Genomic DNA, 19,648 nt, shown 5'->3' with positions numbered 1-19,648 from the left:
CGCTCCCACCTCAGCGCTTCGGCAGGTAGTGGAGCGGATCCACCGGCTTGCCGTCGTAGCGGATCTCGAAATGCAGCATGTCGCGCGCGGCCCCGCTGTGGCCGAGCTCGGCGATCTGCTGTCCCGACTTCACCGCGTCGCCCTCCTTCACCAGCCGCGCGCGGTTGTGCCCATAGGCGCTCAGCCAGTGCTCGTCGTGCTTGACGATGACCAGCTCGCCGTAGCCGACCAGGCCCGACCCGGAATAGACCACGACGCCGTCGGCGGCCGCCCGCACCGGGGCGCCCTCGCGACCGGCGATGTCGATGCCCTGGCGGGTGGGCTCGCCCGGGACGAAACGCGAGAGCAGCGTGCCGTCCACCGGCCAGTGCCAGGCGAACGGACTGCTCGGCGGGGGCGCGCTGGGCCTGGGCGCCGGCCGCGGCGGCGGCTTCGAGCTGCCCGCGCTGGCGCCGCTGCTGCCCGCGGTGGCGGAGCCGCCGCCCGGATACAGCCGCAGGCGCTGGCCCGGATAGATGGTGTACGGCGGCGGGATGCCGTTCCACGCCGCGAGGTCGTGCAGGGTGATGCCGTTGTCGGTGGCGATCCGGTACAGGTTCTGGCCGCGCTGGACCGTGGTGGTGACGCCGTACTTCGGCGTGGACACGGTCACCGGGCCGCGCTGGCTGCCTCCGCCGGCGCTGCGCTTGACCACGTGGCTGCTGCCGCACGCGGCCAACAATAGTGCCGCCACGACCACTGCCCCGATCCGTCCCAGTCGCCTCATCCGCCCTGTGCCCTCCACACCAGGTAACCGGCCACCGCCACCAGCGACGCCACCGCGACCCAGCCCAGCGGCTCGACCCAGCGGTGCAGCGCCGCCGCCGCGCGCGGCCCGCCGAGCCGGATCGCGCCGGCCAGCAGGTACACGCGCTTGCCCCGGCCGATGAACATGCTCGCCATGAACGGTACCAGCGGCACGCCTACGATGCCTGAGGCCCAGGTGAAGAACTTCAGCGGGATCGGGGCGAAGCCGGCGAGCACCAGGATCCAGAATGCCTTCCAGGGCGATTCCGCCGCGACCCCGCGCAGGTAGACCACCTGCTCGTCGATCTTCTCGATCCAGCCCAGGCTCGCCAGCAGCGGCTTGATCGCCTCGTAGGCGAAGTAGCCGAGGGCATAGCCCACCAGCGCGCCGGCCAGCGACCCGAGCAGGCTGATGGTGGCGTAGCGGAACCAGCGCAGCGGCTGCGCGAGGGTCATCGGCGCCAGCATCACCTCGGGCATCACCGGGAAGAAGATCGCCTCGATGAAGCTCAGGAAACCGAGGAAGCGCGGCGCGCTGCGGTGCGCCGCCCACACCAGCGCGCGCTCGTACATCGGCTGGAACAGCTTCATCAGTCGACGAGGCCCGACAGCAAGGGAACGAAGATGACCGGGCCGAGATCGTCGCGGGCGATGTTGCCCTCGGCGTCCTTGCGCAGGCGCAGCAGCGACTGCCCGCCCGCGCCGCCCACCGGCGCCACCAGGGTGCCGCCCGGCGCCAGCTGCGCCGACAGCGCCTCGACCAGTTCCGGCGCGGCAGCGGTGACCACGATCGCGTCGAACGGCGCTTCCTCGGGCCAGCCGATGCGGCCGTCGTCGTGGCGGCTGCGCACGTCCAGGCCGAGCTGGCGGAAACGCTTGCGCGCCTGCCGCAGCAGGTCGCCGATGCGTTCGACGGTGAACACCTGCAGTCCCAGCGCCGCCAGGATCGCGCCCTGGTAGCCGGAACCGGTGCCCACCTCCAGCACCTTCTTCGGCTGCGCTCCGCCCTCGAACAACGCCTCGGTCATGCGCGCCACCACCCAGGGCTGGGAGATGGTCTGGCCGTGGCCGATCGGCAGCGCGGTGTCCTCGTAGGCGCGGGTGGCGAAGGCCTCGTCCACGAACAGGTGGCGCGGCACCGTGCGGATCGCGTTGAGCACGCGCTCGTCGCGGATCCCCGGAAGCCCGCCACCGCCCTGGCGCAGCCGCTCGATCAGGCGGTCGCGCACGCGCTGCGAGGTCATGCCGACGCCGATCGCCTCGGGCTGCAGCCGCATCCGCGCCATCATGCCGCGGCGCCCTTGGCGGCATTGCGCAGCGCCGACTCGAGCCCGCCGACCCAGCTCGCCACCTGCTCCAGCGCCTGGTAGCGCGTGAGGTCGACCTGGATCGGGGTGATCGAGATGTGCCCGGTACGCACGGCGTGGAAGTCGGTGCCGGGGCCGGAGTCCAGCTCGGGGCCGGCCGGGCCGATCCACCACCACTTGCGCCCGCGCGGGTCCTCCTGCTGCACGCAGGGCTCGGCGCGATGGCGGTTGCCCAGGCGCGCGACCTCGAAGCCGCGCACCTCGCTCCACGGCAGGTCGGGCACGTTGACGTTGAGGATGGTGTCGGCCGGGAGCGGATCGGTCTTCAGCCGCGCGATGATCTCGACCACCGCTCGCGCCGCGGTCTCGTAGTGGTTGGGCAGGCGCTCCGCCGTGGCGAGCGACACCGCGACCGCCGGCAGGCCGAGGAAACGGCCTTCCATCGCCGCGGCGACGGTCCCGGAATAGATCACGTCGTCGCCGAGGTTGGCGGTGTTGTTGATGCCGGAGATGACCATGTCCGGCTCGCGCTCGAGCATCCCGGTGATCGCCACGTGCACGCAATCGGTGGGCGTGCCCGACACGCGCCAGGTGCGCTCGTCGAGCTTGACCACGCGCACGGGCATGTCGAGGGTGAGCGAGTTGCTTGCGCCGGAACGGTCGCGATCCGGCGCCACCACGATGACGTCGTGGCCCGCGGCGCGCAGTCCTTCGGCGAGGATCCGGATGCCGGGGGCGTCGACGCCGTCGTCGTTGCTGACCAGTACACGCATGCCCGCCATGATAGCGTGGGCCATGGCCAAAAGCCGCCCGCCCAAGCCACCACGCGAGGACGACGACGCGTCCCTGTTCCGCGAGGCGATCGGACCGGTGCGCACGCTCGCGCCGGTGCCCGAGCCGCCGCGCAAGCCGCCGCCGCGGCCGTCGACGCGGATGGCCGAGCGCGACCACGAGGAGGGGGTCGGCGAGTTCCGGCGCGCGATGACGGCCGACGCGCTTGAAGCCGGCGACGCCCTGCGCTACCGGCGCGACGAGGTCCCCGGGCGCGTGTTGCAGCGCCTGCGCAAGGGTCTGTACGCGGCGCAGGACGAACTCGACCTGCACTGGAGCGACGCAGCCCGTGCCGAGGCGCTGCTGCGGACGTTCCTGGCCGAGGCGCGCGCGCAGGGGCACGGCTGCGTGCGCATCGTCCACGGCAAGGGACTGCACTCGGAGAGCGGCGTGCCGGTGCTGAAGAACCTGGTGGACCGGATGCTGCGCCAGCGCGCCGACGTGCTCGCGTTCCACTCGGCCCCCGCCGCGCAGGGCGGCAACGGCGCGGTGCTGGTGTTGCTGAAGAAGGCCTAGGCCGGCGCTACATCAGTTCGGCGAGCACGCTGGTGGCGTAGGTGCCGGCGGGAAGTTCGAAACGCAATTCCAGCGAGTCGTCGTCCGGCCAGCTCCATGCCAGCTCGCGCGGGCGCAGGCGGGTGGCGCGGCGTTCCTGCGAGAGACCGGCGGCCTCGAGCCCGGCGCGCAGTGCCAGCGATTCGTCGTCGGCCAGGGCGCCGAGCTCCAGTTCGCGCGCGGCGGCGGCGCTGCGCAGTTCGCCCCTGCCCCACAGCGGGCCGGTGGGATGGATGTCGAAATCCGCCAGGCGGACTGCCAGGGCATCATCGAACGGCACCGGCCCGAACACGCTGCGGCTGCCGTCCAGCATCCACACCTCGCCCTCGAGCGCGGCGTCCCAGTGTCCGCCCGCGACGCGCGCGCCCAGCACCCGGTTGAACAGCTGCGAGCGCGCCGCCGACAGCAGGTGCGTGCGCTGCGCGCGCGACATCCGGCGCCCGGAGAACATCGCAAGCGCGCCGGCGACGTTGCCGCCTTCGCGCCCGAAGCGCTGCTCGCCGAAATAGTTGGGGACGCCGCGCGACGCGATCGACCGCAGCCGCGCCTCGACCGCATCGCGGACGCCCTGCACGTCGCGCAGCACCACTGTGAATCGATTGCCCGCGAGCGCCCCGCGCGGCAGCTTCCTGGCGTGCCGCGCCCGAGCCAGGACACGCAGCGTGCCGTCCGCTTCCAGCGGCGCGGTGTCGGGGGCCTCGCGCCCCGGCAGGTGCACGCTGAAGCGCTGCACGGTGACGGCATGCCGGTCCTTGAGCCCGGCGTAGCCGATCGCGGACTCCGGCACCCCCGCCCATTCAGCGATCAGCTTCGCGGCGAACGCGGTGTTGGTGCCGCGCTTCTCGACCGTCAGCAGCAGGTGCTCGCCGCTGCCGCTGGGTGCGAACGCGTCGATCTCCTCGACGCGGAAGTCCTCGGGGACATCGCGGATGCGCCCCTGCAGCACGGGCGCGCCATGCGCCCGCGGCCAGGCGGGCGTGCCTCCGCTCACGCGCGCACGAGCAGGCACACCGCCTGCGCGGCGATGCCTTCGCCGCGCCCGGTGAAGCCGAGCGCCTCGGTGGTGGTCGCCTTGACGCTGACCGCGTCCTCGTGGGAGCCGAGCGCGGTGGCGAGCATGGTGCGGATGGCGGGGACGTGCGGGCCGAGCTTCGGGCGTTCGCAGACCACGGTGACGTCGGCGTTGCCGACGCGCCAGCCGCGCTCGCGCACCAGCGCGTTGCAGTGGCGCAGGAAGCGCAGGCTGTCGGCGCCCTTCCACTGCGGGTCCGAGGGCGGGAAGTGGCGGCCGATGTCGCCCAGCGCGAGCGCGCCGAGCATCGCGTCGCACAGCGCGTGCAGCACCACGTCGCCGTCGCTGTGCGCGAGCACGCCTTGCTCGTGGGGCACGCGCACGCCGCCCAGCATCACGTGGTCGCCCGGCCCGAAGGCGTGGACGTCGAAGCCGTGGCCGATGCGGATGTCCACCGCGTCAGGCGCGTGCGTCGTCGCCGCGGCCGTCCCGGGACTCGCCGTCCTGGGCCTCGATGTCGGGCGGCGGCTGGTCGCCGACCGTCCACAACCGCTCCAGCGCATAGAACTCGCGCACGCGCGGCAGCATCACGTGGACCACCACGTCGCCGAGGTCCACCAGCACCCATTCGGCCTCGCCCTCGCCCTCGACGCCGAGCGGCTGCACGTCGAGCTTCTTCGCGAAGCGTACCACCTCGTCGGCGATCGCCTTGACGTGGCGCGTCGAGGTGCCGGAGGCGATGACCATGAAATCGGTGACGCTGCTCTTGCCGCGCACGTCGATCTCGGTCACGTCGCGGGCCTTGAGTTCCTCGACCGCGGCGTGGACGGTTTGCAGCAGGCGCTCGAGGGGCGGCGGCGGATTGGGGAGTTGCGTGCGGATGACCTGGGCTTGGCTGGTCAAGGGCGTCTGCCGTGGCTGGAAACGGTCGCGATTATACCTGCGGGCCTGCGACGGCCCCGTTGACGCCGCCACCCCGGTAGAGGCCGTGGCGGGCGATGTAGCCGGCGACCGCGGCCGGAACCAGCCCGCGCCAGTCGTCCCCGGCCGCGATCGCCGCGCGGATCGCGCTCGCCGACTGCGGGTGCAGCGGTTGCCGCAGGTACAGCACGCGGCCGGCGGGGGCGAGGCGCAGGGCCCCGGGGTCGTCGACGACCCGGCCGGCGAGTGCCTCGCCCAGCGCCGGGTCGAGGGTCTGCTCCGGGTCGCTCCCGGCGCGGCTGGCGACGACGAAGTGCGCAAGGTCGAACAGCTCCCGCCACGCCTTCCATTGCGGCAACCCGGCGAAGCTGTCGGCGCCGACCAGCAGCGCCACCGGCACCCTGTCCCCGATCTCCCCGCGCAGCGCGCGCAGGGTGTCCACGCTGCGCGACGGTTCGCCACGGCGCAGCTCGCGCTCGTCCAGCAGCAGCCCGGGCTCGCCGGCGATCGCGAGCCGCAGCATGTCGGCGCGCTGCGCGGCCGTAGCCCCAGGGGGCGCGCGGTGCGGCGGATCGGCGGCCGGCATCAGGCGGATGTCGGTGCGCAGCGCGGCGCGCGCGGCGCGGGCGATCGCCAGGTGGCCGTGGTGGACCGGATCGAAGGTCCCGCCGTAGAGCACGAACGGCGCGTGCACGCTCACCCCGCCAGCAGCGCGGCGGCCTTCGGCTCGGCCACCGCGAGCAGCAGGCGCTCCAGTTGCAGCCAGGCGTCGTCCGGCTCCTGGCCGGGGCGCGCGCGGCCCTTGCCGATGCGGTCCACGCGCCCGGCCTCGGCCACGAAGCGCTGCCAGCGCGCCGCCGGATGGCGCGCCAGCGCGCGCTTGTACATCGCCTGCTTCGAATCCCAGATGCGCTGCGCGCGGAACTCCGCGGCCATGTTGCCGCCGCGTTCCTGCGCCAGCGCCAGCGCGGCCCCGCGCTGCAGCTCCATCACTACCATGCCGAGCAGCGCCGGCACCGCCACGCCCTCCGCGCGCAGTCCGCGCAGCATCCGCGCCACCAGCTCCGGGCGGCCGTTGAAGGCGGCGTCCAGCAACCGGAACACGTCGTAGCGCGCGGAGTCGGCGACCAGCGCGTCCATGCGCGTGGCGTCCAGGGTTTCCCCGGCGGCGAGCAGCGCGAGCTTGTCCACTTCCTGCGCCGCGGCCAGCAGGTTGCCCTCGACGCGGTCGGCCAGGTGCTGGACCGCCTCGCGGTCGGCGCGCACGCCGCGCGCGCGCATGCGCCGGTCGATCCAGCCCGCCATCTCGTCGGGACGCACCGGCCAGAACACCTCGACCTTGCCGATGCGCGCGATCGCGTCGGCCCACTTGCCGCCGTGCTCGCGCTTGCTCCAGTCGCCGGCGACCACCAGCAGGACCACGTCCTCCGGCGGTCGCTCGCAGAACTCCAGGATCAGCTCGGCGCCCTGCTTGCCGGGCTTGCCCGAGCCCAGCCGGAGCTCGATCAGCCGGCGCGGGGCGAACAGGCTCGGCGCCTGCAGGGTCGCGAGCACCGGTTGCCAGTCCCACTGCCGAGGGTCGCCGTCGAAGTCGAACACCTCGCGCTCGCCGATGCCCTCGGCGGCGGCGGCCGCGCGGATCGCATCGGCCGCCTCGAGCACCAGCAGCCGCTCGCTGCCGGCGACGAGGTAGGCCGGCTTCAGGGTGCCTCCCCCGCCAGCCGCGAGACGGCGTCGATGCGGCGCAGGATCGAAGTCACCATCTCGCGCCGCATCTCGCGGGCGAGGAGTTCGCGCTCGCCTTCGGTGCCGATGGAGCGCGTGGGCGTCGAGACGTAGTCGCGCGCCAGCTCGATCGCCTGCTGCGGCACGAGATCGGTGCCGTCGGCGCGCTCCACGCCGAAGATCACCGCGTAGCGCAGGGTGAATTCCTGCGAGCGGCCGAACTGGTCGATGCTGATCGGGGTGTTGCCCCAGCGCTCGCCGATGATGCGCAGCGTGGCGTGCTCGCCCTCGGCGGCCGCGGCCCCGGCGGGAACGATCTCGGCCCCGGCGCGCGCCAGCGCCTGCTCGAGGTCGAGCGCAAGCTGGCTGTACGGGTCGCGGCTGTCCACCTGCAGCGGCCCGAGGTCGGGCGGCAGCAGCAGGGCGTCGCGCAGGTGGAAGCCGCAGCCGGCCAGGGCCAGCAGCAGCACGGCCAGTACGGCGGTCGGGGCGGCGCTCGGTCGTCGGATCATCGGGCCAGTCTGTACGAGGCCGGCGGCAGCGGCAAGCGGCGGCGCGTGAAGCTCAGCCGGCGACGATGTTCACGATCTTGCCCGGCACCACGATGACCTTGCGCACCGTGGCATCGGCGAGGAACCGCGCAACGCCCGGCTCGGCCAGGGCGGCGGCCTCGATCGTCTCCCGCGGGGCGTCCGGGGCGACCTCGATGGTGCCGCGCAGCTTGCCGTTGACCTGCACCGCCAGGGTCACGCTGTCGCGCGCGAGCGCCGCGGGATCGGCCACCGGGAACGGCACGTCCTCCAGCAGCGTCTCCGGGTGGCCGAGCACCTGCCACAGGGCGTGGCTGACGTGCGGCGTGACCGGGTTGAGCAGCAGCACCATGGCCTGCAGCGCTTCGTGCCGCACCGCCCTGCCCTGGTCGGACATGTCGTCGAACCTGGCGACGTGGTTGAGCAGTTCCATCAGCGCCGCGATCGCGGTGTTGAAGGCATGCCGGCGGCCGTAGTCGTCGCCGACCTTCTGGATCGCCTGGTGCAGTTGGCGGCGCAGGGTCTTCTGCGCCGGCGTCAGCGCCGCCGGGTCCACTTCCGGATGGTCGGGCTGCGCCGCGTGTTCCACCACCATGCGCCAGAAGCGGCGCAGGAAGCGCGCCATGCCCTCGACCCCGGCCTCGTGCCATTCCAGCGACTGCTCCGGCGGCGCGGCGAACATCGAGAACAGGCGCACGGTGTCGGCGCCGTAGCGCTCGACCATCGCCTGCGGGTCCACGCCGTTGTTCTTCGACTTGGACATCTTCTCGATGCCGCCCACCGAGACCGGCCTGCCGTCGGCCCTGAGCACGGCGCCGGCGACATGGCCCTTGTCGTCCAAGGTCACGTCCACGTCGGCGGGGTTGATCCACTCGCGGTGGCCCTGCGCATCCTCGCGGTAATAGGTGTCGGCGACCACCATGCCCTGGGTCAGCAGCCGGGTCGCGGGCTCGTCGCTGTCCACCAGCCCCTGGTCGCGCAGCAGCTTGTGGTAGAAGCGGAAGTACAGCAGGTGCAGGATCGCGTGCTCGATGCCGCCGATGTACTGGTCCACCGGCAGCCAGTGGTTGGCGCGCGCCTTGTCCACCTGTCCTTCCGCGCCCGGCGAGGTGTAGCGCGCGTAGTACCAGCTCGACTCCATGAAGGTGTCGAAGGTGTCGGTCTCGCGCTCGGCCGCGCCGCCGCATTGCGGGCAGGTCGTCCTGCGCCACTCGGGATCGGCCTTGATCGGGGAGCGCACCCCGGAGAACTCGACGTCCTCGGGCAGCACCACCGGCAGCTGGTCCTCCGGCACCGGCACCGCCCCGCACTCGTTGCAGTAGATCACCGGGATCGGGCAGCCCCAGTAGCGCTGGCGGCTGACGCCCCAGTCGCGCAGGCGGAAGTTCACGCGGCGCCGGCCGCGGCCCGCCGCTTCGAGCTTCGCAGCGATCGCGTCGAAGGCGCGCTCGAAGTCCAGGCCGTCGAACTCGCCCGAGTTCACCAGCCAGCCGTGCTCGGTGTAGGCGGCGTCCTCGTCGATGCCGCGGCGGAAGTCCGCCACCACCTGGACCGCGGCGTCGGTGGCGTAGACGTCGAAGTCGCCGCCGCCGTGCAGCGCCGCGGCCATCGCGTCGGCGCGGCCGCCGGCCAGGTCGGCGGCGATCTCGCGCACCGCGTCGCGGACCGCGCCCGGCACCACCACCAGCTTCACAGGCAGGCCGTACTTGCGGGCGAACTCCCAGTCGCGCTGGTCGTGCCCGGGCACCGCCATCACCGCGCCGGTGCCGTAGCCCATCAGCACGAAGTTGGCGACGTACACCGGCAGGCGCTCGCCGCTGAGCGGGTGGATCGCGCGCAGGCCGGTGTCCATTCCCCGCTTGTCCTGCGCCTCGAGCTCCGCCTCGGACACGCCGCCCTTGCGCAGCTCGGCGATGAACGCGGCGAGGTCGGCATTGCCCTGCGCGGCGCGCCGCGCCAGCGGGTGCTCGGCGGCGATGCTGAGGAAGGTCGCGCCCATCAGCGTGTCCGGACGCGTGGTGAACACGCGCAGCTCGCCGCCGCCGTCCACCTCGAACGCGATCTCCAGGCCTTCCGAGCGCCCGATCCAGTTGCGCTGCATGGTCTTGACCGGCTCCGGCCAGCCGTCGAGCGTGTCCAGCCCGTCCAGCAGCTCCTGCGCGTAGTCGGTGATCTTCAGGAACCACTGCGGGATCTCGCGCTTCTCCACCAGCGCGCCGGTGCGCCAGCCGCGGCCGTCGATCACCTGCTCGTTGGCGAGCACGGTCTGGTCCACCGGGTCCCAGTTCACCACCGAGTTCTTGCGATACGCCAGGCCCTGCTTCATCAGGCGCACGAACATGCGCTGCTCGTGCACGTAGTACTCGGGCCGGCAGGTGGCGAACTCGCGCGACCAGTCGATCGCGTAGCCCATCGCCTTGAGCTGGGCGCGCATGTGCTCGATGTTGGCGTAGGTCCACTTCGCAGGCGCGGTGTGGTTCCTGATCGCGGCGTTCTCGGCCGGCAGGCCGAACGCGTCCCAGCCCATCGGCTGCAGCACGTTCTTGCCGGTCATGCGCTGGTAGCGGCTGATGACGTCGCCGATGGTGTAGTTGCGCACGTGGCCCACGTGCAGCGCACCCGAGGGGTACGGCAGCATGGACAGGCAGTAGTACTTCGGCTTCGACGGGTCCTCCACCACCTCGTAGGCGCGGGTCCGGTCCCAGAAGGCCTGCGCGGCCGCCTCAACTGCGGCGGGCTGGTAGGCGGCGGGATCGGCGGGACTGGGGGCTTCGGCGGACACGGCGTTGCGCATGCGGGAGGGACCGGCAAGCCTACCGCAGCGCGGCGCCTTTCGCCCAATCCGCGCGCGCGGGCGGTTGGATTCCGCGCCCGGAAGCCCCATCTTGCAGGCATCGCCACCGGGACCGCTTCCATGACCGACGCCACCGCCAGCAAGCCGCACGTGTTCGACGCCACCACCGATCGCTTCGAAGCGGACGTCATCCAGCGCTCGCTGCAGGTGCCGGTGCTGGTCGACTTCTGGGCGACCTGGTGCGGGCCGTGCCGCACGCTGGGCCCGATCCTCGAGAAGCTGGCGGCCGAGTACAACGGCGCGTTCGAGCTGGCCAAGGTGGACGTGGACAAGGAGCAGCAGCTCGCCGCCGCGTTCCAGATCCGCTCGGTGCCCACGGTGGTGCTGGTGAAGGACGGTCAGCTCGCCGACGGCTTCCCCGGCGCGCTGCCCGAAGGCCAGCTGCGCGAGTTCCTCAAGCACCACGGCATCGAGCCGGCTCCGGCAGCGCCGGTGCTGGAAGGCGTCGAGGGCCTGGCGACTGGCGCGCAGGCGGCACCGGCGGCGCCCCCGGTGGACCCGCACGCCGAGGTGGGCCGCCTGCGCAAGGCGGTCGAGGCCGCGCCGGACGACGACCAGCTCAAGCTCGACCTGGCGCTGGCGCTGCTCGCCACCGGCGGCGCGAAGGAAGCGGCGCGGCTGATCGACGCGTTGCCCGCCAACCTGGCGACGGACGAGCGCGCGGTGAAGGCGCGGGCGCGGCTCGGCTTCGCCGCCACCCTGCAGGACGCGCCGCCGCCGGAGACCCTGCGCGCGGCGATCGACGCCGACCCGGGCGACCTGCGCGCCCGCTACCTGCTCGGCGTGCACGAGATCGTGTCCGACGATCCCGAGGCCGGGCTCGAGCAGTTCCTGGAGATGCTGCGGCGCGACCGCGGCTTCGACGACGGCCTGCCCCGGCGCGCGCTGATCGACGCCTTCCGCATCCTCGACGACGAGGACCTGGTCGGCCGCTACCGGCGCCGGATGTCCTCGCTGCTCCTGTCCTGACCGCATGCGCACGTTCCCGGCGCGCGTCCTGCGCCACGGCCTCAACCTGTGGCCGCCGTTCCTGTTCACCGGCATCCACGTCACCCACCTCGGCGAGGACTTCCGCAGCGCGCGGGTCGAGCTGCGGATGCGGCCGTGGAACCGCAACTACGTCGGCACCCACTTCGGCGGCTCGCTGTTCGCGATGACCGACCCGTTCTGGATGCTGCTGGTGATGCACGCCATCGGCGACGGCTACATCGTCTGGGACAGGGCCGCGGAGATCGTGTTCGAGAAGCCCGGGCGCGGCACCGTCTCGGCCGAGTTCCACGTCGAGGACGCGGTGCTGGACGAACTGCGGGCGGCGGCCGCGGGCGGCGACAAGGTGCTGCGCTGGTTCGAGACCCCGGTGCGCGACGCTTCCGGCGACACCGTCGCGCTGGTGCGCAAGCAGCTCTACCTGCGGCGCAAGCGGCCGAAACCGGCGTAGCCGGCCGGACCACCTGCGTGTAGCGACGGCCGCGCCGGCCCTACAATGCCGGCCATGGGGACCTCGCCAAGCCTGGGACAACGACTGCAGCGCCTGTTCCTGACCGGACTGCTGACGCTGCTGCCGATCTGGCTGACCTGGATCGTGGTCAAGTTCGTCTTCGGGCTGCTGTCCGACCTGGGCCGGCCGCTGGCCGGGCCGGTGCTGGCCAACCTCGCGCAGGCCAGCCCGCGTGCCCTGTGGTGGCTGCAGGATCCCTGGGTGCAGACCGGGATCGCGCTGCTGGCGACGGTCGGGGTGATCCTGCTCTCCGGCTGGATGGCGCGGCGGGTGCTGGGCCAGCGGCTGCTGCGCTGGTTCGAATCGCTGGTCGCACGCATCCCCCTAGCGAGCACCATCTACGGCAGCGCGCGCAAGCTGCTGGACATCCTGCAGACCCAGCCCGACGGCACCCAGCGCGTGGTGCTGATCGACTTCCCGCACGACCAGATGAAGTCGGTGGGTTTCGTCACCCGCGTGATCCGGGAGCGCGGCAGCGGCCGCGAGCTGGCCGCGGTGTACGTGCCGACCACGCCCAACCCGACCTCGGGTTACCTGGAGATCGTGCCGGTCGAAAAGATCACGCCGACCGACTGGACCGTGGACGAGGCGATGGCCTTCATCATTTCCGGCGGCGCGGTGTCGCCCGATGCCATCCCCTTCTCGGTGGCTTCGGCCAAGGCGCCGCCGCGGGACCCGGAGACGTGAGCGCGGCGGTCGGCCAGCGCCTGCTGGACGACCGCGCCACGCGGTTGTTCATCGCCCTCGCCGGGTTCTTCTGCGTCAACGCAGTGCTGGCGGAGTTCATCGGGGTCAAGATCTTCGCGCTCGAGGACACCCTCGGCATCGCCCCGCTGCAGTGGAACCTGTTCGGCCAGGCCGGCTCGCTCAGCTTCACCGCCGGCACCCTGCTGTGGCCGATCGTGTTCATCATGACCGACACGGTCAACGAGTACTTCGGCAAGCGCGGCGTGCGCTTCGTGAGCTGGCTGGCCGCGGGGCTGATCGTGTACGGGTTCGCGTTCGCCTACGTTGCCATCCACCTAGCGCCGGCGTCGTGGTGGGTCGGGATCGCCGGCGACCAGGGCGTGCCCGACTACCAGGCCGCGTTCGCGGCGGTGTTCGGCCAGGGCCTGTGGACCATCTGCGGCTCGCTGGTCGCGTTCCTGGTCGGGCAGGTCATCGACGTGCACGTGTACCACCGCATCCGCCGGCGCACCGGCAACCGCCACGCCTGGCTGCGCGCCACCGGTTCGACCGCGGTCTCGCAGCTGGTGGACAGCTTCGTGGTGCTGTACATCGCCTTCGTGCTGGGGCCGCAACAGTGGCCGACGTCGCTGTTCCTCGCCGTCGGCACCGTCAACTACGCCTACAAGATGGCCGCGGCTATCGCGCTGATCCCGCTGCTCTACCTCGCGCGCGCCGGGATCCATCGCTACCTCGGGCGTGCGCGTGCGGACGCGCTGCGCGAGCACGCCGCGGCGTAGCCGGCTGGCGCTTGCCGCCGCCGTTCTTCGGGATCGGCGCGTCCAGGCGGATCGGCCTGGCCGGGGCGTAGCCGTCGACCACGTCCATCTCCAGGTCCACCTTCAGCAGCTTCTGGATCTGGTTGAGCAGGCCGCCCTCTTCCGGCGACACCAGCGACAGCGCCTCGCCCTGCGCGCCGGCGCGGCCGGTGCGGCCGATGCGGTGGATGTAGTCCTCCGCGACCATCGGCAGGTCGTGGTTGACCACCAGCGGCAGGTCGGGGATGTCCAGGCCGCGCGCGGCGACGTCGGTCGCCACCAGCACCCGGGCCTTGCCGGCCTTGAACAGGTTCAGCGCCTTCTGCCGCTGCGCCTGGCTCTTGTTGCCGTGGATCGCGACCGCGCGCAGGCCGGACTTCTCCAGCTGCTCGGCGAGGCGGTTGCAACCGTGCTTGGTCTTGCCGAACACCAGCACCTGGTCGGCGTGGCGGCGCGCCAGGATCTCGACCAGCAGGTCGCGCTTGCGGACGGCGTCCACCGGGTGCACGCGGTGCACGATGGTCTCGGCGATGGTGTTGCTGGCCGCGACCTGCACCTGGCGCGGGTCGCGCATGAACTCCAGCGCGAGCGCCTTGATCCGCGGCTCGAAGGTGGCCGAGAACAGCAGCGTCTGCCGCTCCTTCGGCAGCCGGCCGAGGATGCGCTTGATCGGCGGCAGGAAGCCCATGTCGAGCATCCGGTCGGCCTCGTCCAGCACCAGCACCTCGACCGCGTCGAGCCTGGCGCTGCCACGTTCCATGTGGTCGATCAGGCGCCCGGGGGTGGCCACCAGGATGTCGGTGCCGCGGCGCAGGTTGTCCACCTGCGGGCCCATGCCGGCGCCACCGAACACGGTGGTGACGTTGAGCTGCAGGTGGCGCCCGTAGGTCTTGAGGCTGTCGGCAACCTGCACCGCCAGCTCGCGGGTGGGCACCAGCACCAGCGCGCGCGGCTTGCGCGGGCCCTTGGGCGGGGTCTGCTTCGCCAGCCGCTGCAGCAGCGGCAGGCCGAAGGCGGCGGTCTTGCCGGTGCCGGTCTGGGCGGCGCCGAGCACGTCGTGGCCGCCGAGCACCAGCGGGATCGCCTGGGCCTGGATCGGGGTCGGGGTGGAAAAGTCGTTTTCTGCGAGCGCGCGCAGCAACGCGGGCGAAAGCCCGAGCATTTCGAACGTCATGGAAGCTCCGGTCGTGGATGACGGCACCGGAGGTTCCGGGCCGTGCCTGCGCGACGAGAGGACGTTGCGGCGGAAGCGGCTGTGATCAGCCGTGCGCAGTACGGGGCGAATCTTACGCCAGCGGGCCTGAACAGGGAAGCAGCCGCCCCGGACGGGCACCGGGGTCAGGCCAGCAGGGCGGCGAAGGCCTCGGCGTCGACCGGGTGCCCGATCCAGTAGCCCTGCGCGAGGTCGCAGCCGCGTTCGCGCAGGATCGCGTACTGGCCTTCCTTCTCCACGCCCTCGGCGATCACGGTGATGCCGAGCGAATGCGCCATGGCGATGATCGCGGTGGTCAGGGCGAGGTCGTCCGGGTCGCGCAGCACGTCGGAGATGAAGCTGCGGTCGATCTTGACGCCGTCGGCCGGCACCCGGCGCAGGTGGCTGAGGCCGGAGAAGCCGGTACCGAAGTCGTCCAGCCAGACCTTGACCCCGGTGTTGCGCAGGCGCGTTAGCAGGGTCGCGGTGTGCAGCTCGTCACCGAGCACCGCGGTCTCGGTCAGCTCGATGTGCAGTTGGTGCGCGGCCAGGCCGGTGTCGCGCAGGGTCTCCGCCACCTGCTGCGGCAGGGTGCCGCTGCGCAGCTGGCGCGGCGACACGTTGACCGAGATGAACAAGCCCTCGCCGCGCTCGAACTCGCGGTGCCAGCGCACCGCGTCGCTGCACGCGGTCTGCAGCACGCGCGGGCCGATGACGTCGATCAGGCCGCTCTGCTCGGCGACGTCGATGAACACCGAGGGGGCGATGCTGCCCTGCTCCGGGTGCTGCCAGCGCAGCAGTGCCTCGGCCCCGACCAGGCGGCCGTCGCCGAGCCGGTAGATCGGCTGGTACGCGAGGCTCAGCTCGCCGCGCTCCCAGGCCCCGCGCAGGTCCTGCTCGATGCGCACGCTGCGCTCCACGGCCTGGTCCATGGCGCGGCTGTAGAAGCGGTGGCAGCTCTTGCCGGCGTGCTTGGCCTCGTACATCGCGATGTCGCCGTTCTTCATCAGCGCGGTGGCGCTGGCGGCATCGTCGGGGAACAGGGTGATGCCGATCGAGGTCCCGAGGAACACCTGGCGACCGTGGATCATGAGTGGCTGCGCCAGCAGGTCCACGAGCAGTTCGGCCAGGTCGGCGGCGCGCCCGCGCAGGTCGTCGCCGCTGCCGTCGCCGCCTTCGAGCAGGATCACGAACTCGTCGCCGCCGAAGCGCGCGATCAGCGATGCGCCGCCGAAGCCCTCGACCGCGTCGCGGATGCGGTTGGCGAACTGCACCAGCACCTCGTCGCCGGCCTCGTGGCCGAGGGTGTCGTTGACGCGCTTGAAGTCGTCCACGTCGGCGAACAGCAGCGCGAGCTGCTGGCCGGCGCCGCGCAGCTGCATCAGCCGCTGGTCCAGGTTCTCGCGGAACGCGAGCCGGTTGCCCAGGCCCGTGAGCACGTCGGTGTAGGCCATGCGGCGCACGTCGCGATCGTGGCGCGCGATGCTCTCGCCCATGCGCCCGAACGCGCGCATCAGGTCACCGACCTCGTCGCGGCGCCCGGACTGCGGGATCGGCGCGGCGAAGTTCCCGGCCTCGATCTCGCGCGCGACGTCGCCGAGCATGCGGATCGGGCCGACCACGGTCACCTGCAGCACCAGCACCGCGACCGCGCCCAGCCCGAGCAGCGCCAGCAGCGCCACCCCCACCCACCACAGGTGGCGGTTGCCGATGTCGCCGAGCCGCTCTTGCAGCGCGTCGCTGGCGCGCGCCTCGTCGGCGCGCACGGCATCCAGCGAATAGCCGATGCGGACGCCGCCGAGGCGCTGGTCGCCAAGCCGGATCGGCGCGGCGATGTCGAGCACGGTCTCGCTCCATTGCGCGTGCACCGATTCGGCCGACACCGCCTCGTAGGCGAGCCCGTCGCGCATCGCCTGGCCGTAGGTGGGGATGTCGCCGGAACCGTCGTGGATGATGTTGCCGCTGGGGTCGTACACCAGCACGTAGCCCACGTCGGGCTGCCGCAGCGCGGCGCGGGTGATGTCGCCGATCTTGTCGAGGTCGAAGTAGTACAGCGGGTTCACCAGCGAATCGGCGACCTGCGCCGCCTGCGCCTTGCCGTGCTCGCGCAGCCGCTCGAACACCAGTTCGTGCATCGCCTCGCGGCTATGGCCGGCGACCTGCTTCTGCACCGCGCCCTGGCGTTGCAGCATCAGCACCACCACCGCCAGCATCAGCAGCAGGGTGGCGCCCACCAGCACCGAGAGCTTGGCCTGCAGCCCGCGCGGGCTCCACTGGAACCTCATTCGACCTCCGCGCGCACGCGCGAGACCCCGGCGGCGAGCTCGCGCAGCGCCGCCTGTGTGTCCCGGTCCACCGGCAGGAAACGGGTGGTGCGGAAGAAGCGCTGCAGGGCCTCGCGCGCGTCGGGATCGTTGCCCGCCTCCAGCAGCACCTCGCGCAGGCGCTCGCGGATGCGCGCGTCGAGGTCGCCGCGCACCATCTCGAGCGCACGCGGGTACGGTTCGCTGCGCGCGATCACCACCAGGTCACGGCGGTAGGACGGCGGCATGCGCAGCGGGTTCTCCCAGTCGAGGTTGCTCATGGTGCCGGCGTCCACCAGGCCCTTGTGCACCCAGGTCGCGATGTTCAACTCGGAGCCCGCGAACAGGTAGCCGACCGCGCGCGGGTCGGGCTTGTCCATCGGCGAGAGCAGCAGCTGCATCGGCAGCCCGGACTGGAGCAGTTCCACCGCGGGCACGACGTAGGCGCTGGTGGACGAGGTGTTCTGGAACGCGATGCTGTGGCCGCGCAGGCCGGGCAGCGAGCGGATCCCGCTGTCGCGGCGGGCGAAGGCCAGGCTGCGATACGAACTGACGCCGTCGCGCTCGGTCAGCAGCAGCGGGACCGCGCCGGCGCGCTCCTGCAGGCGCATCGCGTTGGCCGAGGTCTCGGTGACCCAGTCGACGCGGCCGCGGCGCAGGTAGCTGGACATCTGCTGCAGGTCGCCGGCCATCAGGATCCGGCCCTCGGTGATGCCGACGTCGGCCATCCGCGGGACGATGTAGTCGAGCAGCGGCTTGAGCTGCTCGTAGTGCGCCTTGGGATCGTCGCTGACCCGGCCGAGCACCAGCACGTGCGGGTCGTTGGCCGCGACCGGCATGCTCCATGCCAGCCCCCCCAGCGCTACGAGGAGCCACGTCGAGAGTCGCTGGATCAGGCGCAAGCAGGGCTTCCGTGTGAAGGCCGCGTCAAGGCTAGCCGAAACCGCCGTCCCATGACAGCGGGCGGTGGTCACTCCGATGCGTCGCCCCCGCCTCTGGCCAGGCGCGCCATGCGCTGGGCGTCGGCCAGCACGCCGCGGAGCAGGCGCACCTCGCGCACGTCCAGCCCGGCCCGGAGGTAGATGCGGCGCAGCTTGCGCATGGCCGATTCCGGGGCCCTGCCCTTGTGGAAGTCGATCGCGTCGAGGGTGTCGGCGAGCTGCGCGAACAGGCCTTCGAGCTCGGCGTGGCTGGCCGGCGGGTCGCGCGGGGCGCCCGCCGGCGCGGACCCGCCCGCGAGCATGGCGGCGCGCAGTTCCCAGGCCAGCACCTGCACCGCGGCGGCCAGGTTGAGCGAGCTGTAGCCGGGATCGGCGGGGATGTGCACCGCGCCGTGGCAGAGCTGCAGCTCGTCGTTGTCCAGCCCGGTGCGCTCGCGCCCGAACACCAGCGCCACTTCGCCTCCGGCCGCCGCATGGGCATGCATCGCCGCGGCCGCCTCGCGCGGCCCGCTCTCGGGCAGCGGCACGCGCCGGCTGCGCGCGGTGCAGCCCAGGACCAGGGTGCAGTCGGCCACCGCGGCGGCCAGCCCGGCGTGCACCGTGGCGGCGTCGAGCAGGTCGTCGGCGCCGGCGGCCAGCGCCCGTGCTTCCGGGTGGGGGAAGCGTTCCGGGGCGACCAGCACCAGCCGCGACAGCCCCATGGTCTTCATCGCGCGCGCGGCCGAGCCGATGTTGCCCGGATGCTGGGTGCCGACGAGCACGATGCGGATGCGCGGGGCGGCCTGTGCGGCCGGCTGGTCAGCCGAGTGGTCCATCGGCCAATGGTAAACTTTGCGGTTCCCCCGTTACCGCCCACAGGCCATTCCCGCCATGCTCAAGCCCGTCGTCAACGTCATGGTCAAGGCGGCCCGCGCGGGCGGCGGCGTCCTGCTGCGGCACATGAACAAGCTCGACGCCCTGAACATCGTCGAGAAGGACCGCATGGACTACGCCAGCGAGGTCGACGGCCTCGCCGAGGAGGCGGTGGTCAAGGAACTTCGCCGGGCCTACCCGGAATACGCGGTCCTCGGCGAGGAAGGCGGCGCGCAGAAGGGGCGCGGCGCGGCGCTGCCGTCGAAGCCGACCTGGGTGATCGACCCGCTGGACGGCACCAGCAACTACCTGCACGGCTGGCCGCACTGGTGCGTCTCGATCGCGCTCGTGGAGAACGGCGAACCGCAGCACGGCGTCGTGTTCGACCCGCTGCGCAACGAGCTGTTCACCGCTAGCCGCGGCAGCGGCGCCGCCCTCAACGACCGCCGCATCCGCGTCAGCGAGCGCAAGGAGCTCGCGGGCGCGATGCTGGTGACCGGCTTCCCGCCGCGCGAGCGGGTCCGCGCCGGCGCGCAGCTGGAATGCGTGCGCGAACTGCTGCGCGACGCCGAGGACATCCGCCGCACCGGCTCGGCCGCGCTCGACCTGGCCTACGTCGCCTGCGGGCGCGCCGACGCCTACTTCGAGTCCGGCCTGCAGCCCTGGGACATCGCCGCCGGCGCGCTGCTGGTGCGCGAGGCCGGCGGCCGCGTCAGCGACTTCCGCGGCGCCGCGCTCTCGCGCCTGGACGTGGCCGAGGCCCGCGGCCGCCAGGTCGTCGCCGGCAACGTCCGCATCGTCGACCCCCTCCTCCGCGCCATCCAGACCTCCGGCTACCTCGCCAGCTTCAACTGATC

General features: G+C 72.4%; 21 protein-coding genes. 6 read left to right on the top strand and 15 right to left on the bottom strand.

Going from position 1 to position 19,648, the window contains the following annotated elements; all coding sequences use genetic code 11:
- Nucleotides 1-10: 10 nt before the first annotated feature.
- Genes E4F25_RS00290 through surE form a run of 4 tightly spaced genes read right to left on the bottom strand, consistent with a single transcriptional unit; the run spans nucleotide 11 to nucleotide 2,866 of the window.
- A complete protein-coding gene (locus E4F25_RS00290) occupies nucleotides 11-766 on the bottom strand; it encodes a peptidoglycan DD-metalloendopeptidase family protein (protein WP_140908304.1) in 756 nt (251 codons plus the stop codon).
- Nucleotides 763-1,377 (bottom strand): YqaA family protein, encoded by a 615-nt coding sequence (locus E4F25_RS00285; RefSeq protein WP_140908303.1) that lies wholly within the window; start codon nucleotides 1,375-1,377, stop codon nucleotides 763-765. The genes E4F25_RS00290 and E4F25_RS00285 overlap by 4 nt, the downstream gene beginning before the upstream one ends.
- Nucleotides 1,377-2,075 carry a protein-L-isoaspartate(D-aspartate) O-methyltransferase gene (locus tag E4F25_RS00280; protein WP_140908302.1) on the bottom strand — a complete coding sequence of 233 codons (699 nt, stop codon included), beginning with the start codon at nucleotides 2,073-2,075 and terminating at the stop codon, nucleotides 1,377-1,379. The genes E4F25_RS00285 and E4F25_RS00280 overlap by 1 nt, the downstream gene beginning before the upstream one ends.
- The gene (surE, locus tag E4F25_RS00275; RefSeq protein ID WP_140908301.1) at nucleotides 2,072-2,866 is read right to left on the bottom strand and encodes a 5'/3'-nucleotidase SurE; all 795 of its coding nucleotides are present in this window, start codon (nucleotides 2,864-2,866) and stop codon (nucleotides 2,072-2,074) included. Before surE ends, E4F25_RS00280 begins: the two co-directional genes overlap by 4 nt.
- A 22-nt stretch (nucleotides 2,867-2,888) precedes the next feature.
- Between surE and E4F25_RS00270 the strand changes: the two genes are divergently transcribed.
- Nucleotides 2,889-3,440: a Smr/MutS family protein gene (locus E4F25_RS00270; RefSeq protein ID WP_140908300.1), complete on the top strand. Its 552-nt coding sequence runs from the start codon at nucleotides 2,889-2,891 to the stop codon at nucleotides 3,438-3,440.
- A 7-nt stretch (nucleotides 3,441-3,447) separates the two neighbouring features.
- Here E4F25_RS00270 and truD read toward each other — a convergent pair whose 3' ends face one another.
- The 7 genes from truD to leuS are packed head-to-tail and all read right to left on the bottom strand — an operon-like array spanning nucleotide 3,448 to nucleotide 10,461.
- Entirely contained in the window at nucleotides 3,448-4,470 is a 1,023-nt protein-coding gene (gene truD / locus E4F25_RS00265) for a tRNA pseudouridine(13) synthase TruD (RefSeq protein ID WP_140908299.1), read from the bottom strand.
- Nucleotides 4,467-4,946, bottom strand: a complete 480-nt coding sequence (gene ispF, locus E4F25_RS00260) for a 2-C-methyl-D-erythritol 2,4-cyclodiphosphate synthase (RefSeq protein WP_281283935.1) — start codon at nucleotides 4,944-4,946, stop codon at nucleotides 4,467-4,469. The genes truD and ispF overlap by 4 nt, the downstream gene beginning before the upstream one ends.
- Before the next feature lie 4 nt (nucleotides 4,947-4,950).
- Entirely contained in the window at nucleotides 4,951-5,394 is a 444-nt protein-coding gene (gene rsfS, locus E4F25_RS00255; RefSeq protein ID WP_140908297.1) for a ribosome silencing factor, read from the bottom strand.
- A gap of 31 nt (nucleotides 5,395-5,425) precedes the next feature.
- Nucleotides 5,426-6,106 (bottom strand): nicotinate-nucleotide adenylyltransferase, encoded by a 681-nt coding sequence (gene nadD / locus E4F25_RS00250; RefSeq protein ID WP_140910232.1) that lies wholly within the window; start codon nucleotides 6,104-6,106, stop codon nucleotides 5,426-5,428.
- A gap of 2 nt (nucleotides 6,107-6,108) precedes the next feature.
- Nucleotides 6,109-7,116, bottom strand: a complete 1,008-nt coding sequence (gene holA / locus E4F25_RS00245; protein WP_220433211.1) for a DNA polymerase III subunit delta — start codon at nucleotides 7,114-7,116, stop codon at nucleotides 6,109-6,111.
- A complete protein-coding gene (locus E4F25_RS11495) occupies nucleotides 7,113-7,649 on the bottom strand; it encodes an LPS-assembly lipoprotein LptE (protein WP_220433158.1) in 537 nt (178 codons plus the stop codon). Before E4F25_RS11495 ends, holA begins: the two co-directional genes overlap by 4 nt.
- A gap of 52 nt (nucleotides 7,650-7,701) precedes the next feature.
- A complete protein-coding gene (leuS, locus tag E4F25_RS00240) occupies nucleotides 7,702-10,461 on the bottom strand; it encodes a leucine--tRNA ligase (RefSeq protein ID WP_140908295.1) in 2,760 nt (919 codons plus the stop codon).
- Between the two features lie 120 nt (nucleotides 10,462-10,581).
- Here leuS and trxA point away from each other — a divergent pair, with 120 nt between their 5' ends.
- From trxA to E4F25_RS00220, 4 genes are read left to right on the top strand one after another with little or no spacing between them, the layout of a single operon-like run.
- Nucleotides 10,582-11,490, top strand: a complete 909-nt coding sequence (gene trxA / locus E4F25_RS00235) for a thioredoxin (RefSeq protein WP_140908294.1) — start codon at nucleotides 10,582-10,584, stop codon at nucleotides 11,488-11,490.
- Between the two features lie 4 nt (nucleotides 11,491-11,494).
- Nucleotides 11,495-11,959: a DUF4442 domain-containing protein gene (locus tag E4F25_RS00230; RefSeq protein WP_140908293.1), complete on the top strand. Its 465-nt coding sequence runs from the start codon at nucleotides 11,495-11,497 to the stop codon at nucleotides 11,957-11,959.
- Nucleotides 11,960-12,013: 54 nt separating this feature from the next.
- Entirely contained in the window at nucleotides 12,014-12,706 is a 693-nt protein-coding gene (locus E4F25_RS00225; RefSeq protein ID WP_407062798.1) for a DUF502 domain-containing protein, read from the top strand.
- Entirely contained in the window at nucleotides 12,703-13,485 is a 783-nt protein-coding gene (locus tag E4F25_RS00220) for a queuosine precursor transporter (protein ID WP_140908291.1), read from the top strand. The genes E4F25_RS00225 and E4F25_RS00220 overlap by 4 nt, the downstream gene beginning before the upstream one ends.
- Here the strand turns inward: E4F25_RS00220 and E4F25_RS00215 are convergent.
- The 4 genes from E4F25_RS00215 to E4F25_RS00200 all read right to left on the bottom strand — a co-directional run bounded on the left by E4F25_RS00215 (nucleotide 13,385) and on the right by E4F25_RS00200 (nucleotide 18,754).
- On the bottom strand, nucleotides 13,385-14,677 hold the full coding sequence (locus E4F25_RS00215) for a DEAD/DEAH box helicase (RefSeq protein ID WP_140908290.1): 1,293 nt from the start codon (nucleotides 14,675-14,677) through the stop codon (nucleotides 13,385-13,387). The genes E4F25_RS00220 and E4F25_RS00215 overlap by 101 nt on opposite strands.
- 164 nt (nucleotides 14,678-14,841) lie before the next feature.
- Nucleotides 14,842-16,980, bottom strand: a complete 2,139-nt coding sequence (locus tag E4F25_RS00210; RefSeq protein ID WP_140908289.1) for a putative bifunctional diguanylate cyclase/phosphodiesterase — start codon at nucleotides 16,978-16,980, stop codon at nucleotides 14,842-14,844.
- Nucleotides 16,977-17,837, bottom strand: a complete 861-nt coding sequence (locus E4F25_RS00205) for a phosphate/phosphite/phosphonate ABC transporter substrate-binding protein (protein WP_140908288.1) — start codon at nucleotides 17,835-17,837, stop codon at nucleotides 16,977-16,979. Before E4F25_RS00205 ends, E4F25_RS00210 begins: the two co-directional genes overlap by 4 nt.
- A 131-nt stretch (nucleotides 17,838-17,968) precedes the next feature.
- Complete coding sequence (locus E4F25_RS00200; RefSeq protein WP_140908287.1) at nucleotides 17,969-18,754, bottom strand: RNA methyltransferase; 786 nt, start codon at nucleotides 18,752-18,754, stop codon at nucleotides 17,969-17,971.
- A 55-nt stretch (nucleotides 18,755-18,809) separates the two neighbouring features.
- On the opposite strand from E4F25_RS00200, the gene E4F25_RS00195 reads away from it, so the two are divergent.
- The gene (locus tag E4F25_RS00195; RefSeq protein ID WP_140908286.1) at nucleotides 18,810-19,646 is read left to right on the top strand and encodes an inositol monophosphatase family protein; all 837 of its coding nucleotides are present in this window, start codon (nucleotides 18,810-18,812) and stop codon (nucleotides 19,644-19,646) included.
- The last annotated feature ends 2 nt before the right edge of the window (nucleotides 19,647-19,648 follow it).

This window comes from Cognatiluteimonas lumbrici (genome assembly GCF_006476065.1).
GTDB lineage: Bacteria > Pseudomonadota > Gammaproteobacteria > Xanthomonadales > Xanthomonadaceae > Cognatiluteimonas > Cognatiluteimonas lumbrici.
This window is presented reverse-complemented; position numbering and strand designations above follow the sequence as displayed.

Bases quoted from the DNA above. Each gene is read 5' to 3' on its own strand.
- E4F25_RS00290 (WP_140908304.1), bottom strand. From the start codon at position 766: ATGAGGCGACTGGGACGGATCGGGGCAGTGGTCGTGGCGGCACTATTG.
- E4F25_RS00285 (WP_140908303.1), bottom strand. From the start codon at position 1,377: ATGAAGCTGTTCCAGCCGATGTACGAGCGCGCGCTGGTGTGGGCGGCG.
- E4F25_RS00280 (WP_140908302.1), bottom strand. From the start codon at position 2,075: ATGATGGCGCGGATGCGGCTGCAGCCCGAGGCGATCGGCGTCGGCATG.
- surE (WP_140908301.1), bottom strand. From the start codon at position 2,866: ATGCGTGTACTGGTCAGCAACGACGACGGCGTCGACGCCCCCGGCATC.
- E4F25_RS00270 (WP_140908300.1), top strand. From the start codon at position 2,889: ATGGCCAAAAGCCGCCCGCCCAAGCCACCACGCGAGGACGACGACGCG.
- E4F25_RS11495 (WP_220433158.1), bottom strand. From the start codon at position 7,649: ATGATCCGACGACCGAGCGCCGCCCCGACCGCCGTACTGGCCGTGCTG.
- leuS (WP_140908295.1), bottom strand. From the start codon at position 10,461: ATGCGCAACGCCGTGTCCGCCGAAGCCCCCAGTCCCGCCGATCCCGCC.
- trxA (WP_140908294.1), top strand. From the start codon at position 10,582: ATGACCGACGCCACCGCCAGCAAGCCGCACGTGTTCGACGCCACCACC.
- E4F25_RS00230 (WP_140908293.1), top strand. From the start codon at position 11,495: ATGCGCACGTTCCCGGCGCGCGTCCTGCGCCACGGCCTCAACCTGTGG.
- E4F25_RS00225 (WP_407062798.1), top strand. From the start codon at position 12,014: ATGGGGACCTCGCCAAGCCTGGGACAACGACTGCAGCGCCTGTTCCTG.
- E4F25_RS00215 (WP_140908290.1), bottom strand. From the start codon at position 14,677: ATGACGTTCGAAATGCTCGGGCTTTCGCCCGCGTTGCTGCGCGCGCTC.
- E4F25_RS00210 (WP_140908289.1), bottom strand. From the start codon at position 16,980: ATGAGGTTCCAGTGGAGCCCGCGCGGGCTGCAGGCCAAGCTCTCGGTG.
- E4F25_RS00205 (WP_140908288.1), bottom strand. From the start codon at position 17,837: ATGCCGGTCGCGGCCAACGACCCGCACGTGCTGGTGCTCGGCCGGGTC.
- E4F25_RS00200 (WP_140908287.1), bottom strand. From the start codon at position 18,754: ATGGACCACTCGGCTGACCAGCCGGCCGCACAGGCCGCCCCGCGCATC.
- E4F25_RS00195 (WP_140908286.1), top strand. From the start codon at position 18,810: ATGCTCAAGCCCGTCGTCAACGTCATGGTCAAGGCGGCCCGCGCGGGC.